The 15,240-nt window shown below is 69.9% G+C and carries 13 protein-coding genes; 10 read left to right on the forward strand and 3 right to left on the reverse strand.

The window, feature by feature from the left end; all coding sequences use genetic code 11:
• Positions 1-153: 153 nt before the first annotated feature.
• The 3 genes from AC3CF1_RS29705 (at position 154) to AC3CF1_RS29715 (ending at position 1,997) form a co-directional block, all read left to right on the forward strand.
• Positions 154-1,098, forward strand: a complete 945-nt coding sequence (locus tag AC3CF1_RS29705) for an inositol-3-phosphate synthase (protein WP_488451758.1) — start codon at positions 154-156, stop codon at positions 1,096-1,098.
• Positions 1,099-1,203: 105 nt separating this feature from the next.
• Positions 1,204-1,602 (forward strand): fluoride efflux transporter CrcB, encoded by a 399-nt coding sequence (crcB, locus tag AC3CF1_RS29710; RefSeq protein ID WP_141908682.1) that lies wholly within the window; start codon positions 1,204-1,206, stop codon positions 1,600-1,602.
• The gene (locus AC3CF1_RS29715) at positions 1,602-1,997 is read left to right on the forward strand and encodes a fluoride efflux transporter FluC (RefSeq protein WP_488451759.1); all 396 of its coding nucleotides are present in this window, start codon (positions 1,602-1,604) and stop codon (positions 1,995-1,997) included. The genes crcB and AC3CF1_RS29715 overlap by 1 nt, the downstream gene beginning before the upstream one ends.
• A gap of 23 nt (positions 1,998-2,020) precedes the next feature.
• Here the strand turns inward: AC3CF1_RS29715 and glgA are convergent, their stop codons facing one another.
• Positions 2,021-3,232: a glycogen synthase gene (glgA, locus tag AC3CF1_RS29720; protein ID WP_488451761.1), complete on the reverse strand. Its 1,212-nt coding sequence runs from the start codon at positions 3,230-3,232 to the stop codon at positions 2,021-2,023.
• A 72-nt stretch (positions 3,233-3,304) separates the two neighbouring features.
• Here glgA and glgC point away from each other — a divergent pair, with 72 nt between their 5' ends.
• Together glgC and pgm are read left to right on the forward strand one after the other, a co-directional pair.
• A complete protein-coding gene (gene glgC, locus AC3CF1_RS29725; protein ID WP_124823459.1) occupies positions 3,305-4,537 on the forward strand; it encodes a glucose-1-phosphate adenylyltransferase in 1,233 nt (410 codons plus the stop codon).
• Between the two features lie 31 nt (positions 4,538-4,568).
• Entirely contained in the window at positions 4,569-6,209 is a 1,641-nt protein-coding gene (gene pgm / locus AC3CF1_RS29730) for a phosphoglucomutase (alpha-D-glucose-1,6-bisphosphate-dependent) (RefSeq protein WP_488451762.1), read from the forward strand.
• 105 nt (positions 6,210-6,314) lie between these two features.
• Here the strand turns inward: pgm and AC3CF1_RS29735 are convergent, their stop codons facing one another.
• Entirely contained in the window at positions 6,315-7,226 is a 912-nt protein-coding gene (locus tag AC3CF1_RS29735) for an NAD(+)/NADH kinase (protein ID WP_247672151.1), read from the reverse strand.
• A 258-nt stretch (positions 7,227-7,484) separates the two neighbouring features.
• Between AC3CF1_RS29735 and AC3CF1_RS29740 the strand changes: the two genes are divergently transcribed.
• Positions 7,485-8,003 carry a DapH/DapD/GlmU-related protein gene (locus AC3CF1_RS29740; RefSeq protein WP_099851971.1) on the forward strand — a complete coding sequence of 173 codons (519 nt, stop codon included), beginning with the start codon at positions 7,485-7,487 and terminating at the stop codon, positions 8,001-8,003.
• Between the two features lie 40 nt (positions 8,004-8,043).
• Here the strand turns inward: AC3CF1_RS29740 and AC3CF1_RS29745 are convergent, their stop codons facing one another.
• Positions 8,044-10,080 carry a hypothetical protein gene (locus AC3CF1_RS29745; RefSeq protein WP_354980493.1) on the reverse strand — a complete coding sequence of 679 codons (2,037 nt, stop codon included), beginning with the start codon at positions 10,078-10,080 and terminating at the stop codon, positions 8,044-8,046.
• A gap of 204 nt (positions 10,081-10,284) precedes the next feature.
• Between AC3CF1_RS29745 and AC3CF1_RS29750 the strand changes: the two genes are divergently transcribed.
• The 4 genes from AC3CF1_RS29750 (at position 10,285) to AC3CF1_RS29765 (ending at position 15,075) form a co-directional block, all read left to right on the forward strand.
• A complete protein-coding gene (locus tag AC3CF1_RS29750; RefSeq protein ID WP_354980494.1) occupies positions 10,285-11,241 on the forward strand; it encodes an NAD-dependent epimerase/dehydratase family protein in 957 nt (318 codons plus the stop codon).
• 152 nt (positions 11,242-11,393) lie between these two features.
• Positions 11,394-12,707, forward strand: coding sequence for a lipopolysaccharide biosynthesis protein (locus AC3CF1_RS29755; protein WP_354980495.1), 1,314 nt, complete (start codon positions 11,394-11,396; stop codon positions 12,705-12,707).
• Positions 12,708-12,778: 71 nt separating this feature from the next.
• Positions 12,779-13,795: a glycosyltransferase gene (locus tag AC3CF1_RS29760; protein WP_488451763.1), complete on the forward strand. Its 1,017-nt coding sequence runs from the start codon at positions 12,779-12,781 to the stop codon at positions 13,793-13,795.
• Positions 13,796-13,827: 32 nt separating this feature from the next.
• Positions 13,828-15,075 carry a glycosyltransferase family 4 protein gene (locus AC3CF1_RS29765; protein ID WP_488451764.1) on the forward strand — a complete coding sequence of 416 codons (1,248 nt, stop codon included), beginning with the start codon at positions 13,828-13,830 and terminating at the stop codon, positions 15,073-15,075.
• Positions 15,076-15,240 lie beyond the last annotated feature (165 nt).

Genomic DNA, 15,240 nt, shown 5'->3' on the forward strand with positions numbered 1-15,240 from the left:
CCCTGCCCCGGGGTCGCGCGTCACGATCCGCGCACTCGGGTCAAAATTCGCGCACTTTCAGGGAAACTGCTGCCTCAACGCTTGCTGACACAGCAGTTTCCCGGAAGTTGTCCGGATCTTTCCGGCGCGGGTGACGTGACGTAGCCTCCGGCCATGATCAAGCGGGTGAAAGTCGCGGTAGTGGGTGTCGGCAACAACACCTCGGCGCTGGTGCAGGGAATCGCGCTCCACCGCCACAACGGCACTCTGGTGGGCGTCCGCAGGCCGACCGTCGACGGGCTCGCAGTCGGCGACATCGAGTTCGTCGCGGCCTTCGCCACCTCCCCGGAGAAGATCGGCAGGGACCTGACCGACGCGATCTTCCTGCCGCCCAACAATTTCCCCCGGCTCGACTGCGACCTGCCCGAGGCAGGTGTCCCCGTCACCGAGGGGCTTGTCGACGAGACCGGCGTGGACCGGGTGGCGGCGGCGCTGGCCGGGGCGGAGGTGCTGCTCTACTCGGCGCCGAGCGGCCGACCGGAGATCGCCCGGGCGTACGCCGAGGCGGCGTGCAGCGCGGGCGTCGCCTTCATCAACACCACCGCCGACCCGATCGCCCGCGATCCGCAGGTGATGAGCAGGTTCGAGGCGGCCGGTCTGCCGCTGCTCGGAGACGACCTCGCCAGCCAGTTCGGCACCTCGGTGGTGCACAACGCGCTGCTGCGGCTGCTCCAGGAGCGGGGCCTCACGCTGGTCAGCTCCTACCAGGTCAATCTGGGCGGCACCGAGGACTTCCGCAACCTCGTCGAGAACCCCAACACGAAGAAGCAGTCCAAGCTCAACGCCCTGCCGGACGCCGACAAGGTCGAAATGGCACCGCTCGGATACCTGCCGCACCTGCGGTCACAGAAGGTGGCGCACCTCAACATCGAGGCGCAGGGCTGGGGCGAGACGGTGGTGAGCCTCGACGTGAAACTGAAGGTGGACGACCCCAGTGGCGCCGCCGGGGTCAACATCGACCTCATCCGCATCGCAGCCAGCGCGCTCCGCAACGGGCACGGTGGTCATCCCGCTCAGGCGACGTCCCTGCTCAAGTCTCCGCCCGGAACGGCGATCTGACCGGCGTCGAACGGCGTCGGGACGACCAGGCGGGAGTGTCGATCGTACGGGTGAGGGCTGCCCAGCCCGGGCGTCGGTGGAGGACGACGGTGAGTGAATGGGCGAATGACAATCCTCGCGATCGTCGTCGGCGGTGGCATCGGCGCCACCCTGCGCTACCTGCTGGGGCTCGGCCTCGCGCCATCCACGCCACCTGACTTCCCCTGGGTCACCTTCGTGATCAACATGGTGGGCGCCTTCGCTCTCGGCGCCGTGATGACGCTGCTCGCGGCACACCGGCTGCCCGGCCCGTGGGGCAAGCCGTTTCTGTCGACCGGACTCATCGGCGGGTTCACGACCTGGTCGCACTTCATCGTCGAGGCTGACCAACTGATCGGGGCGCGGCGCAGTGGGATCGGCATCGTCTACCTCGTGGTGTCCATCGTCGGTGGGGTGATCGCGGCGGCGCTCGGCGCCCGTCTGGCGGAACTGCGGGTGGGGCACCCGGCGGGAAGGGGCGCTTGATGTGGGTGGGCATCGGAGTGTTCCTGGCCGGCGGGCTGGGTGCGCTGTCCCGGGCCGGGGTGGACGCGCTGGTGAAGCCGTGGTGGAGCGCGCGGGCCACCGGGCCCAGCAGGGCCTTCCCGGCGAGCACCTTCCTGATCAATGTCTCCGGTGCCTTCGTGCTCGGCATCGTCACCGGCTACGCGGTGAAACACACCGCCGCCGGCGCACAGGACTTCGCCACCATCGTCGGCGTCGGCTTCCTCGGCGCGTACACCACCTTCTCCACCGAGGAATGGCACTCCCTGGGACTGCTGCGCAAGAACGCCGCCGTCGAGGCCTTCAACGTGCTCGGCAGTCTCTGCGCCAGCCTCGTGGTGGCCGCGCTCGGGCTGTGGCTGGGCAGCCTGCTCTAGGGCCGGTCCAGCGGCGTTCTCCGTCAGGTCCCCTGCACCAGCAGCGAGCGGTAGATGTCGAGCGTCTGCCGGGCGATGGCGTCCCAGGAGAAGTGCTCCACGGCGCGCCGCCGACCGGCCTGACCGAACCGGGCGGTACGCGCCGGGTCGGCGAGCAGCGTGTTGATCGCCGACGCCAGGTCGGCGACGAACTTCTCCGGCTCCAACGGTGTCCCCGACCCGTCGGTGACCTGCTCGATCGGCACCAGCAGGCCCGTCTCGCCGTCGGACACGACCTCGGGAATGCCGCCCGTCGCGGTCGCCACCACCGCCGTCTCGCAGGCCATCGCCTCCAGATTGACGATGCCCATCGGCTCGTAGATCGACGGGCAGGCGAAGACGGTGGCGTGCGTGAGCACCTGGATCACCTCCGGCTTGGGCAGCATCTCCGCCACCCAGACCACGCCGGAGCGGTTGGCCCGCAACTCGGCGACCAACTCCTCCACCTCGGCGGCGATCTCGGCCGTGTCCGGCGCGCCGGCGAGGAGCACGAGCTGGGTGTCCGCCGGCAGCTCCCGGGCGGCCCGCAGCAGGTAGGGCAGCCCCTTCTGCCGGGTGATCCTGCCCACGTAGACCACGCTGGGTCGGGACGGGTCGACACCGAGCCGGTCCAGCACGTCGGTGCCGGAGTCCGGGGCGTACTGGATGGTGTCGATGCCGTTGTAGACCACCCGGACCCGGGACGGGTCGATCTGCGGGTAGGCGGTCAGCACGTCGTTGCGCATCCCCCCACTGACCGCGATCACGGCGTCGGCGGCCTCCATGGCGGTGCGCTCGATCCAGGACGAGAGCGCGTAACCGCCGCCGAGCTGCTCGGCCTTCCACGGCCGCAGCGGCTCCAGGCTGTGCGCGGTCACCACGTGCGGCACCCCGTGCAGCAGCTTCGCCGTGTGGCCGGCCATGTTCGCGTACCAGGTGTGGCTGTGCACCACGTCGGTGCCGGCCGCGCCGGCGGCCATCTCCAGATCCACGCCCATCGTGCGCAGCGCGGCGTTCGCGCCGGTCAGGCCGGGCGGTTCGGCGTACGCGGTGACGCCCGGCTCGCTGCGCGGCAGACCGAAGCAGTGCACGCGGACGTCGGTGAGGCGGCGCAACTCCCGGGCCAGGTACTCGACGTGCACCCCGGCGCCGCCATAGACCTCCGGCGGGTACTCGCGGGTGAGCAGATCGACGCGCAGCGGGGTGGGTTCCGTCATGACCCCGCACCCTAGTGCAGAAGACTCCCCGTACGAGTGGTGAAGTGGGGCGAGGGTGGATAGCGTCGGGGCATGGCTGCCAAGGTGCTCGCGATCGTCCTGGCGGGTGGTGAGGGCAAGCGCCTGATGCCACTCACCACGGATCGGGCCAAGCCGGCCGTCCCGTTCGGCGGGATGTACCGCATGGTCGACTTCGTCCTCTCCAACCTGGCCAACGCCGGCTATCTCAAGATCGTCGTGCTGACCCAGTACAAGTCCCACTCCCTCGACCGACACATCACCAAGACCTGGCGGATGTCCACGCTGCTCGGCAACTACGTCACACCGGTGCCCGCGCAGCAGCGTCGCGGCCCGTGGTGGTTCGCCGGCTCGGCCGACGCCATCTACCAGAGCTTCAACCTCATCAACGACGAGCAGCCTGACTACGTGATCGTCTTCGGCGCCGACCACATCTACCGGATGGACCCCCGGCAGATGGTCGAGGACCACATCGCCTCCGGCGCCGCGGTGACCGTCGCCGGCATCCGCCAGCCGCTGTCGATGGCCGACCAGTTCGGCGTCATCGAGGTCGGCGAGGACGGCAAGCGGATCCGGGCGTTCCGCGAGAAGCCCACCGACGCGGTCGGTCTGCCCGACGCACCGGACGAGATCTACGCCTCGATGGGCAACTACGTCTTCACCACCCGGGCGCTCTGCGAGGCGGTCGAGCGCGACGCCGAAGACAAGACCAGCAAGCACGACATGGGCGGCAGCATCATCCCGATGCTCGTCGAGCGGGGCGAGGCCAACGTCTACGACTTCCGCGACAACGAGGTGCCGGGCAGCACCGACCGCGACCGCGGCTACTGGCGCGACGTGGGGACGCTCGACTCCTTCTACGACGCCCACATGGATCTGATCAACGTGCACCCCGTGTTCAACATGTACAACTTCGACTGGCCAATCTATACCGAGCAGCCGCCGTGGCCGCCGGCGAAATTCGTCCACCAGTGGGGTGAGCGGGTCGGCCGGGCGGTCGGCTCGATGGTCTCCCCGGGCGTGGTGATCTCCGGCTCACTGGTGGAAAACTCGATCGTCTCGCCGAAGGTGCGGGTGCACTCGTGGGCGCACGTCGAGGGCTCGGTGCTGATGGAGGGTGTGGAGATCGGCCGGCACGCGGTGGTCCGGCGGGCGATCCTGGACAAGAACGTGTTCGTCCCGGAGGGCGCCGAGATCGGCGTCGACCTGGAGAAGGACCGGCAGCGCTACACCGTCTCCGACAACGGCATCGTGGTGATCGGCAAGGGCCAGAAGGTCGAGCCGTGACCGACCCGTACTCCCCGAGGAGGATCCCGCAGTGACCCACCCCCGTGCCGGCCAGCCCGCCGAGCCCGCCGACCTGGTCGACGTGCCGCGCCTGGTGACCGCCTACTACGCCGAGCATCCGGATCCCACGGACCCGGCGCAACAGGTCTCCTTCGGCACCTCCGGGCACCGCGGCTCCAGCCTGCGCAACGCGTTCAACTCCGACCACATCCTCGCGGTCACCCAGGCGCTCTGCGACTACCGGCGGGAGCAGGGCCTGGACGGGCCGCTCTTCCTCGCCCGCGACACCCACGCGCTCTCCGCGCCGGCCGCGGTGGACGCCCTGGAGGTGCTCGCCGCCAACGGGGTCACCGTGCTGGTGGACAGCCGCGACGGCTACACCCCCACGCCGGCGCTGTCGCACGCGATCCTCACCCACAACCGGGGTCGCACCAGCGGGCTCGCCGACGGCATCGTCATCACCCCGTCGCACAACCCGCCCGACGACGGCGGCTTCAAGTACAACCCCACCAACGGCGGGCCGGCCGACACCGACGTCACCCGGTGGATCCAGGACCGGGCCAACGCCATCCTCGCCGCCGGGCTCAAGGAGGTCCGCCGGATCACCTACGCGCGTGCCCGGGCCGCCGACACCACCGGGGAGTACGACTTCCTCGCCCACTACGTCGACGACCTGCCCTCGGCGATCGACATCGACGCCATCCGCGATGCCGGGATCCGGATCGGCGCGGACCCACTGGGCGGGGCCAGCGTGGCGTACTGGGGTGAGATCGCCGAGCGGCACCGCCTGGACCTGACGGTGGTCAACCCGACGGTCGACCCGACCTGGCGGTTCATGACCCTGGACGGCGACGGCAAGATCCGGATGGACTGCTCCTCGCCCAACGCGATGGCGTCGCTGATCGCCGCCCGCGCCGACTACCAGATCTCCACCGGCAACGACGCGGACGCCGACCGGCACGGCATCGTCACCCCGGACGCCGGCCTGATGAATCCCAACCACTACCTGGCGGTGGCGATCGGTCACCTGTTCCGTACCCGTACCGAATGGGGCCCGGACGCCGCGGTGGGCAAGACGCTGGTCTCCTCGTCGATGATCGACCGGGTCGCCGCGGACCTGGGTCGGCCGCTGCTGGAGGTGCCGGTCGGCTTCAAGTGGTTCGTGCCCGGCCTGCTCGACGGCGCGGTCGGCTTCGGCGGTGAGGAGAGCGCCGGGGCGTCGTTCCTGCGCCGAGACGGTTCCACCTGGACCACCGACAAGGACGGCCTACTGCTCTGCCTGCTCGCCTCCGAGATCCTGGCCACCACCGGGCGCAGCCCCAGCGAGCACTGGGCGGAGCTGGCCGAGAGGTTCGGCGCGCCCTTGTACGCCCGGATCGACGCCCCGGCCACCCGGGAGCAGAAGGCCGTGCTCGGCAAGCTCTCGCCGGACCAGGTCACCGCCACCGAGCTTGCCGGTGAGCCGATCACCGCGACGCTGACCACCGCCCCCGGCAACAGCGCCCCGATCGGCGGCCTCAAGGTCAGCACGAAGTCCGGCTGGTTCGCCGCGCGCCCGTCCGGCACCGAGGACGTCTACAAGATCTACGCCGAGTCCTTCCAGGGCCCCGACCACCTCAAGAAGATCCAGGAAGAAGCCAAAGCCCTGGTAGACCAAGCCCTAACCGCCTAACCCCGGACCAGAACGTCCGAACGCCCAGGTTGATCATGAAGTTATGCCCTGCACCTCGGCGGGTCGCAGCAATAACTTCATGATCGACGGGGTGGGTGGGGTGGGTTAGCAGGGTGGGGGGATTTCTTGTTGGCTGCGTCGGCGTAGTTCCTCGGGGAGCAGCTCGCGGAGCTGTTCGGGGAGGAACGGCAGGTCGAGCAAGGTCATCTTCAACTGGTTGCGCTCCTGGTAGCGCAGCGGGTCGAAACGGACCACCAGGCCGGCGTTGCGGCGGTACGTGATGTCCACGGCCCCATCCGTCGCCGCGTCGCGGAACACCAGCCCGTCCATCTCCACCACGACCGGCGACGAGTCGGGTCGGATCTCCAGCCGGATCTTCTCGTCCGCCGAGAGCACCACCGACCGGGAGATGCCGGCCATCGGCGCCGACGGTGTGATCACCACCGAGTCGGCGGCGGGGGAGATCAGTGGACCACCGGCGGCGTAGCTGTAGGCCGTCGAGCCGACCGGGGTGCTGACCACCACGGCGTCACTGCGGTAGTAGCCGTACTGCTGGCCGTCGATGGCGAGGGTGACGCTGACGAAGCCGGACCCGGGCTGGCGCACCAGCGCGATGTCGTTGAACGCCACGACGTCGTCACCGCACACGTCGCAGGCCAGGCAGGCGTGCGACTCGATGGTGAAGTCCTTCGACAGCAGTCGGCTCAGCGCGTCGGGCAGTTCCGGCGGCTCGATCTCGACGAGAAACCCCAGATGCCCCAGGTGTACGCCGAGCACCGGCTTCGGGTCGCGGATGGCGGAGCGCAGCGCACCCAGCATGGTGCCGTCGCCGCCGACGCTGATCAACGCGTCGGCCCGGGCGGCGACCTCGTCCGCTGGCACCGGTTCGACGCAGGACGGCACCCGGTGCCGGTCCTCCTCGCGCACGATCAGCGTCTTGCGGTGGCGCGTCGCCCACCGTTCGATGATCCCGACCACCTCGGTGACATCCCGGGTGGGGTGCAGCACAAGTCCCAGCCCCGACACCCGTACAGCTCATCACATCGGTGGCGGGCGCACCCGGCGTACACCGGAAGGTGTGCTGGCACGCCGAGGGCGTACCCGCAGGTGTACGGCGGCGACCGTGGTCGGTCCGGAGCGGAGCAGCGCTCGGGTGTTCCGTCACCTCGGCTCGACGGGATCGTTACGGAGGTGTTTGGTCCGGTCACGTTGTGCCATGTTCTCCGGCGATTGCTCAGTAAGTGAGGTCGACAGGTGCCCAGTCGCGTTCGCACGATGATCCGCAGGGTCCAGGACCACCTCGCCGGCTCCCGTGATCCGGAGGCGTTCGCCCGGTCACTTGGTGTGAAGCTGAACGGCCGGGTCAAGTTCTACGCGGTGAACCGTGCGATGTTCGGGTCCGAGCCCTGGTTGATCACCATGGGGGACAACGTCTACATCACCGCCGGGGTCCAGTTCGTGACCCACGACGGGGGCACTCTGATCCTGCGCAAGGACCATCCCGAGCTGGACTGGACCGCCCCGATCACCATCGGCAACGACGTCTACATCGGCATGCGGTCGATGATCCTGGCTGGGGTCAACATCGGTAACAGGTGCGTGATCGGGGCGGGTTCGATCGTCACCCGCGACATCCCGGACAACACAGTGGCGGCCGGAGTGCCGGCTCGCCCGCTGCGCACCACCGACGAGTACCTGAAGCAGTTGCAGGCCAAGTCGCTGGGCATCGGCCATCTCGCCGTCCAGGCGAAGCACGAGGCGATCAAGAAGATCTACGGGGTCACGACGGTCTGACGCTGCCGACGTCCCACCAGCCCGGGCTTTGCGACGCGCCCTAGGCCCGCCGGTAGGCGACCCGGGGCGGGGGCAGTTGGTGAACGCCGTCGATCGTGATCGTCCCCAGTGCGCCGGTCACCCCGGTCGACTCGTAGCCGAACCGATCGCCGGTCATGGCCGCCGAGCTCGTACCGAGGTTCAGCGTTGCGGCGCTGGCGGCGGCAATGGTCCGCAACGTGGGCGGGGTGGTGGGGCCTGCCTGCCACACGTGTCCGTACCAGTGCCAGCCGACTGGTAGGACCACCGGGGCGGCTAGAACAGATTCCTTCACCCCTGTGGACGTGACGTCGAGTGTGCCGAAGTCGGCGATCGGGCGAACCAGCACCGGTCGACCGGTCGTCGGGTCGTGGCTGTACACGCCGTGCCGCAGGACACCGGTGCCCGCTCCCGTCACCTCGATGCACACCCGGTCGACCGGGGTGGCGTCGGCCAGGTACAGCGGATGCAGCAGGAGGCGCTGGTAGGTGCCGGTGTAGGTGGTGCTGAGGGTCGCGCCGGCCACGGGCAGGAAGTAGCTACCCACCCTGTCCGTCGCCCCCGGCAGGGCCTCCATGCGTGGCCGGTCCGGCTCCGCGCGCCACATGCCGTACCCGGGGGACGTCGACACCTCGTACGGGATCCCGTCGGCGGTGATCCGGTCCGGGACCCGGAGGTTCGTCGGCCCGGCCGGAACGAGCTTCCGGTTCAGCAACTCGGTCGCCAGCATTCGAGCGCCCTTGACCGCGCCGACCCGTTCGATCATGACGAAGTCGTGGGTGCCGTCCGACACCGTGATCTCGGTGGCGGTCATGGGCGGGGCCAGGTACCGGCGGTAGGCGGTGCCAGCCGCCGACTCCCCGGGTTCGAGAGTGCGCCCCCACGCCAGCTGCGGGTAGTTCTTCTTGAAGCTGGAGCTGATGAACCAGCCCTTCGCAGTGGTGTACCTGACGCGGATCTGGGGGTGCCCGTCACCGATTGGGAGCAGGCCGACGGTGATGCCCCACTGTGGGATGCCATTTGCGTCGACCGCCCACTGGGTCATGCTGCTCGCCGGCATCAGCGGGTTCTTCAGGGTCGCCGGGGTGATATCGGTGAGCGCGGGAAGCGTGTTGATGTCTGCCCAACCCGACCAGTCCAGGGTGCCAGCGACTCCCACGTTCGGCATGAACTGCCTGCGGGTGCCGCCCGTCGGCGCGGTCAGCGGGAAGCACTGTGTGACACCCATGTTCAGAGTGAACTTCTGCAGAGCGGTCACCCGCTGGGCGACGATCAGCGTGCCCTGCGACCAGCGGTAGATATTGGCGACGTGGCACAGCGGGGGTGCCTGCGACATGATCGTGGAGACCGGTGTGCCGATGTTCGCCTGCGCAGTGTCGATCATTCCTTGGTACGACGAGATGGTGTACGACTCCTCGATCGTCAACGCCTGCCCCGTCGACGTGCCGTCGGGGACCGGCCGGCCGTCCAGCTCGACGGTCACCGTGCGGGAGTGGGTGGCGGGGAGGATCTGCACGGCCGGAATGAGGATGTCCTGGATCGGCACCGTGGCCGCGTGGGACGCACCCGACAGGTGGGTGAGCGGCGCTGACGGTGGGGTCATCACGCCCCGGGCGATGCCGTCGATGACCGTGTACGGGTTACCGAACAACAGGTTGCCGCCGTCGATGATCGCCAACAGGGTGTAGACGCGCGTCCCGTCGGTCCACCGTGAGCCCACGTCGGCCGTCGTCTTGCCGTGGTTGGCCAGGGCGATCCGGTTGCCGACGCTGTAGCCGTGGTTGCCGCCGACGTACGACCAGCCGGTGTTGACCGGACAGTTGTCGTCCGACGTGTCGTGGATCTTCGTGCCGATGGTCGAGGGCACGACCGGCCAGACCTGGGCGTCGGTCGCGGTCGTCGGTACGAGCATGACCTGCGGGAGGCCAGCGTGCCACAGGCCGACCATGGTGGCGGGAGGGTACGCCAGATTCACCGGCATCATCACGTCGCGTGTGTTGTCGAACCGGGACCGGATGGAGAGTGTGTTGCCGCCCCGGTACACAGTCAGATCGATCATGGTTAACACCTCTGGCACTCATCCTCGCCCCGCCTCGTGACCGCTGCCATCGACGAAAGGGTGAGCTCCGCTCCCGTTCGTGTTGGTGCTTGCGTCAGTCGCGCCGTCTAGTCGGATTTGCCCCTCTACGTTGCGGGCTTCCCGTTACTGCACGCTGCCTCGCTCGATGTACAGGTGGTCGGTCCATACCCCGAGAGGTTGTTCATGCGCATTCTGATCACTGGCGGGGCCGGTTTCATCGGTTCGAACCTGGCCCGCGCCGCGTTGGTCGATCCTGCGGTGAAGGAAGTGGCCATCCTCGACGACCTGTCGGTCGGACTGCGGGGCAACCTCGACGGGCTGGACATCGACTTCGTCGAGGGGTCGATCCTGGACCCCGGTGCGCTGGACGCCGCGATGGCCGGGCGGGAGGCCGTCGTCCACCTGGCGGCGTTGCCCAGCGTGCCCCGTTCGCTGAGCGACCCGCTCGCCTCCCACCACGCGAACGCGACGGGCACGCTCATGGTCCTCGAGGCGGCGCGACGGCACGCCGTCGGCCACGTCCTGGTCGCCTCCTCCTCGTCGGTCTACGGGATGAACCCCGCGCTGCCGAAGGAGGAGCTCACCTGGACCAGGCCGATGAGTCCCTACGCCGCCAGCAAGCTCGCCACCGAGGCGTACGCCCTCGCCCACCAGGCATCGTTCGGTCTGCCGACACTGGCGTTCCGGTTCTTCAACGTGTTCGGCCCCGGGCAGCGGCATGACCATGCCTACGCCGCGGTCATCCCCCGGTTCGTCCACGGGGCCCTGCGGGGGGAGCCTGTGGTGCTGCACGGCGACGGCACCCAGTCTCGCGACTTCACCTTCGTCGGCACCGTTTGCGAGGTCATTCTCGACGCACTCCGTCGGCGCGTGCACCACCCGCACCCGGTCAACCTTGCCTTCGGCGCGCGGGCGAGTCTGCTGCAGGTGCTGGACGAACTCACCGAGTTGCTGGACCGCCCGATCGCCCGCGAGTACGCGCCGCCCCGCGTCGGGGACGTCCCCCACTCGTTGGCGGACAACACCACGCTTCGGGCGCTGTTCCCGGACGTCGTGCCGATCGACCGGACCGACGGGCTCCGGGCGACGATCGAGTGGATGGCCGGGCTGTTGCACGTCGAACACGCCGCACAGCGGTGACCCAGAAGTCAACGAGCAGGGCAGAGCGGGCCCAACTCACCGCCGACCCGCCCCGCCCACCTCCTGACCCCGGCGCACCGGCCACGACGGAGGTCCAATCCCGCCGCGGCCTGTCGCGCCTCCTGCCCTCGGGACGCGACCACAGACTCAGCGTGGACATCGCCACCTCCCTGGTCGCCAAGGGGGTCGGTCTCGCCGCGCCCCTGGTCATCACCCCGGCGTGCTTCCGATATCTCGGTGACCAGCGCTACGGCCTGTGGATGGCGATCACCGCGCTCACCGGGATGGCCTGGTTCGCCGACCTGGGGCTCGGCAACGGCCTGCTCACCCGGCTCAGTCTTCTCGCCGACGACCCTCGCCAGCGGGCGCGGGAGATCTCCAGCGCGTACGCCACGCTCGGTGTGGTCGCGTTGGCCCTGCTGGCCGGACTCGTCCTTATCGAACCCGTGGTGCCCTGGGCCCGGGTGTTCGGCGTCACCGACCCCGCCATCGCCGCGGAGGCGTCGGCCCTGGCCCTGCTCTGCTTCGGCGCCTTCGCGATCAACGTTCCGCTCTCCCTGATTCAGCGGGTCCAGTACGCCCGCGCGCAGGTCACCCAGAGCAACGCGTGGCAGGCGGCCGGTGCCCTGGCCTCGATGGTGGCCGTGCTCGTCGCGATCGCCGCCGGGAGTAGCCCGCTGACGGTGATCGCCTGCGCCGTGCTGGCTGTCCCGTTGACCAACCTGATCAACACACTCGCCTACTTCTGGCGGCAGGAGTCCACCGCCCGACCGCGACCCGGGCTGGTGCACCGGGCCACGGCGAAGGGCCTGCTCCGGCTGGGCCTCCAGTTCTTCGCGCTCTCGGCGATGTCGTCGATCGCGCTGAACGTGGACAGCCCGCTGATCGCACACGTGCTCGGGCTCAGCGTCGCCGCGTACTACGCGGTCGTCGGGAAGCTCTTCGGCGTCCTGTCACTGTTCGTAGCGCTGGTCGGGATGACGGTCTGGCCGGCCAACGGGGCCGCCCTCGCCCGCGGCGACACCGCCTGGGTACGCCGCACCACCCGACGGATGGTGCTGCTCAACGGCCTGATCGTGGGGACGGCCGGGCTCGCGCTGGTCGTTCTCGGTCATCGGCTGCTCGACGTGTGGGTCGGTGGGGTCGACACGGCGGTGGTGCCGGTCGCCGTCCTGGCCGGGCTTGCGCTCTGGTCGTTCCTGGTGGCGGTCGCCTCCCCGCTGCTTCTCGTACAGAACAGCATCGGCCTCCTCCGCCCGCAGTTCGTCGGCTGGGCGGCCTTCCTGCTGCTCGCGACGGCGCTGAAGCTCGCAGGGCTGCGGGAGTTCGGGCTGGTGGGCCTGCCGCTGGCCGGCTGCCTGGCCTACCTGCTCACCATGTGGCCCGCCGCCATCGCCGGGTACCGGCGCGCGCTGGCCAGGTCCGACCGTGTCACCACGCGCAGCGGCTCCGAGGTGGCGGTGTGACCGTCCGCCGTCCAGGCCGGCGGGGATCGTCAGCCGGCCGGTCCTCTTTCAACAGCTAGGGGAGTCCTTCGATGAAACAGGCGCAGATCGTCATCGACGCCGCGGGCGGGGCGGGCGGCGGTGCCGGACGTCTCAAGACGGAACTCGACGTCTTCCTCGCCGATGGCACCGCCCCGATCCGGGTCATCGGACGGGACCGCCACCTCACGCCGTCGTGGCTGGTGCGGCGCGAGGTCGCCGCCGCAGGCGCCCCCGTGGTCGTCTCGCTGAACAACGTCTCGTTCGCCTGGCGCGGCACCGAGCGGCGGGTGCTGGTGCACAACGCCCTGCATTTCCTGGCACCCAGCGAGGGGCGGCTGTTGACGCTGCAACCCCGGTCGCTGCGGGCGCAGATTCCCGTGGTCCGGCGGATGCTGCATCGGGCCGACGTGATCGCCGTTCCGTGCTCGGCCATGGCGCAACGGGTTGCCGATCGGGTGCCGGCGGTACGCGACCGGCTGCTGGTGCTAGCGAACCCGGTCAGCCCGGTCGGCCCCCGGGTGCCCACGGACGAGGTGTCGATCCTCGTCCCGGTCGTGCCGTCACCGTTCAAGAACGTGGTAGCGGAGGTCCGCGTGCTGCTGGCCGCGCTGGACCGACGCCAGCACCCGGCCCGGGTACGGATGACCGCGCACCCCCACGATCTGCCGGATGACCTGGCCCGGCATCCGCGACTGGATCTGCTGGGGCAGCTGCCGCACCACGAACTCTCCGAACACTGGCGCCGCACGACGGCCGTCTTCTTCCCGTGCCTGGTGGAGTCCTTCGGCTACCCGCTGGCCGAGGCACGCGTCTACGGCCTGCCGGTGCTGGCACCGGACAGCGCGCAGTCCCGCGAGGTCGCGGGCAGTGCCCTGACCCCGTACCGCACCGCGGACGTGGCGAGCCTCGCTGACGCGCTCGACGAGATCGACCGGACGGTGGTCCCGGAACCGGACGCGTTCGAGCGGGGCGCGTACTTCACGCGGCTGCTGGGACTGGACCGGGAGCGGCCGGGCCGCCAGGTCGACAGGTCGGCGGCAGCCGTTGTCCGGGCGGTCCGCCCGTGACGAGGAGCCGGACCGCAGCGCAAGGAGGCGGAATGTCCGAGGACGTGTTCGGCAGCGCCGACGTCGGCGTCGGCCCGGGGAGTCGGAGCGACGACGGCCGGTGCCGGGTGGTGCGGGTCCTCGGCGAGCTGAACTTCGGGGGTACGGAGATGCGGACCGCCGAGTTGCTGCCCCGTCTCGCAGCCGCCGGGACGGAGGTCCACTTCGTGACGCTCAGCGACCGGATCGGGCCCGGACCCCTGGCCGAGGCGGCCGTCCGACACGGTGGGTCGGTCATCCCGATCCCGCTCGACGCCCGGTTCCCGCTGCGCTTCCTCCGGCTGCTGCGGCGGCTGCGCCCGGACGTGGTGCACGTGGACTGCGCGAACTTCTCCGGCGCGCTTCTCTGCCTCGCGCTGCTCGGCCGCGTACCGACCCGGGTCGCCCACTTCCGGGGTGACGACAACCAGCACCGCAACCTGCGTCGGCGGGCGCAGCGGTGGGTCTGGAGACAGCTCCTGCGAGCGTCGGCCACGGACATCCTGGGGGTCTCGCCCAGCGCTCTCACCTGTGGCTATCACCGGGCCTGGCGCGACGACCCGCGGTGTCAGGTAGTGCTCAACGGTCTGGACCTCGACCGGCTCCACCGGCCGACCGGCCACCACCTGCGGGCCCTGACCGGGGCCGGCCCGGACGACCTGCTCTGCGTGAGCGTGGGCCGGGCCTCGCCGGAGAAGCGGCGCTGGCTCCTGCCACCGATCCTGGCCGGTCTGCGCGATCAGGGCGTCGACGCCCATGTCGTCCTCATCGGCCCCTCGGACGACAACGACGAGGCCCGCGTGCGAGCCGCCGCCGTTGAACACGGCGTCGCCGACCGGGTACACCTGCTCGGCCCACGCGACGACGTGGGCGGCCTGCTCCGCCAGGCCGACGTTGTCGTACACCCGTCCTGCCTGGAAGGCCTGCCGGGCGGTGTGCTGGAACCCATCGCCCTGGGGATCGGCACGGTCGCCGCCGACCTGCCCGGTGTGCGCTTCATCGACGAGCACCTGCCCGGCGTCACCATCGTCGACACCGACGCGGCGCCGGCGGTGTGGGCGGCGGCGGTGGCGAGCGCCGCCGGCCACACCATGGCGACCGATCCCGACACGGCCGGCAGACGCTTCCAGTCGAGCCCCTTCGCGATCGAGGCGGCAGTCGAGACGCACCTGGCGATCTACCGGCGGCGGCTGCCCGAAGGCCCGCCGTCCGTACCCGTTGTCAAGAACAGAAGTCGGCTGCCCGCCGCTTCGGAACGGTGAGACAGATGAACGACCAGACGACGGTGCTCGGCACCGACCACGGGAGGCACGACGGCCCGGCGCGGCGGACGGAGCAGCCACGTCCGCTCCTGATCGGCCACTACCGCTTTCCGTACGGTGACGCCACCTCCAACCGGTTGCTGCAACTCGCCCGGTGTGCGGCGC

It is taken from the genome of Micromonospora sp. MGP-C2, from assembly GCF_057766525.1.

Excerpts from the sequence above, each read along its gene's own strand:
- AC3CF1_RS29705 (WP_488451758.1), top strand. The coding sequence starts at position 154 with ATGATCAAGCGGGTGAAAGTCGCGGTAGTGGGTGTCGGCAACAACACC.
- glgC (WP_124823459.1), top strand. The coding sequence starts at position 3,305 with ATGGCTGCCAAGGTGCTCGCGATCGTCCTGGCGGGTGGTGAGGGCAAG.
- AC3CF1_RS29750 (WP_354980494.1), top strand. The coding sequence starts at position 10,285 with ATGCGCATTCTGATCACTGGCGGGGCCGGTTTCATCGGTTCGAACCTG.
- crcB (WP_141908682.1), top strand. The coding sequence starts at position 1,204 with ATGACAATCCTCGCGATCGTCGTCGGCGGTGGCATCGGCGCCACCCTG.
- AC3CF1_RS29760 (WP_488451763.1), top strand. The coding sequence starts at position 12,779 with ATGAAACAGGCGCAGATCGTCATCGACGCCGCGGGCGGGGCGGGCGGC.
- glgA (WP_488451761.1), bottom strand. The coding sequence starts at position 3,232 with ATGACGGAACCCACCCCGCTGCGCGTCGATCTGCTCACCCGCGAGTAC.
- AC3CF1_RS29740 (WP_099851971.1), top strand. The coding sequence starts at position 7,485 with ATGATCCGCAGGGTCCAGGACCACCTCGCCGGCTCCCGTGATCCGGAG.
- AC3CF1_RS29745 (WP_354980493.1), bottom strand. The coding sequence starts at position 10,080 with ATGATCGATCTGACTGTGTACCGGGGCGGCAACACACTCTCCATCCGG.
- AC3CF1_RS29715 (WP_488451759.1), top strand. The coding sequence starts at position 1,602 with ATGTGGGTGGGCATCGGAGTGTTCCTGGCCGGCGGGCTGGGTGCGCTG.
- AC3CF1_RS29765 (WP_488451764.1), top strand. The coding sequence starts at position 13,828 with ATGTCCGAGGACGTGTTCGGCAGCGCCGACGTCGGCGTCGGCCCGGGG.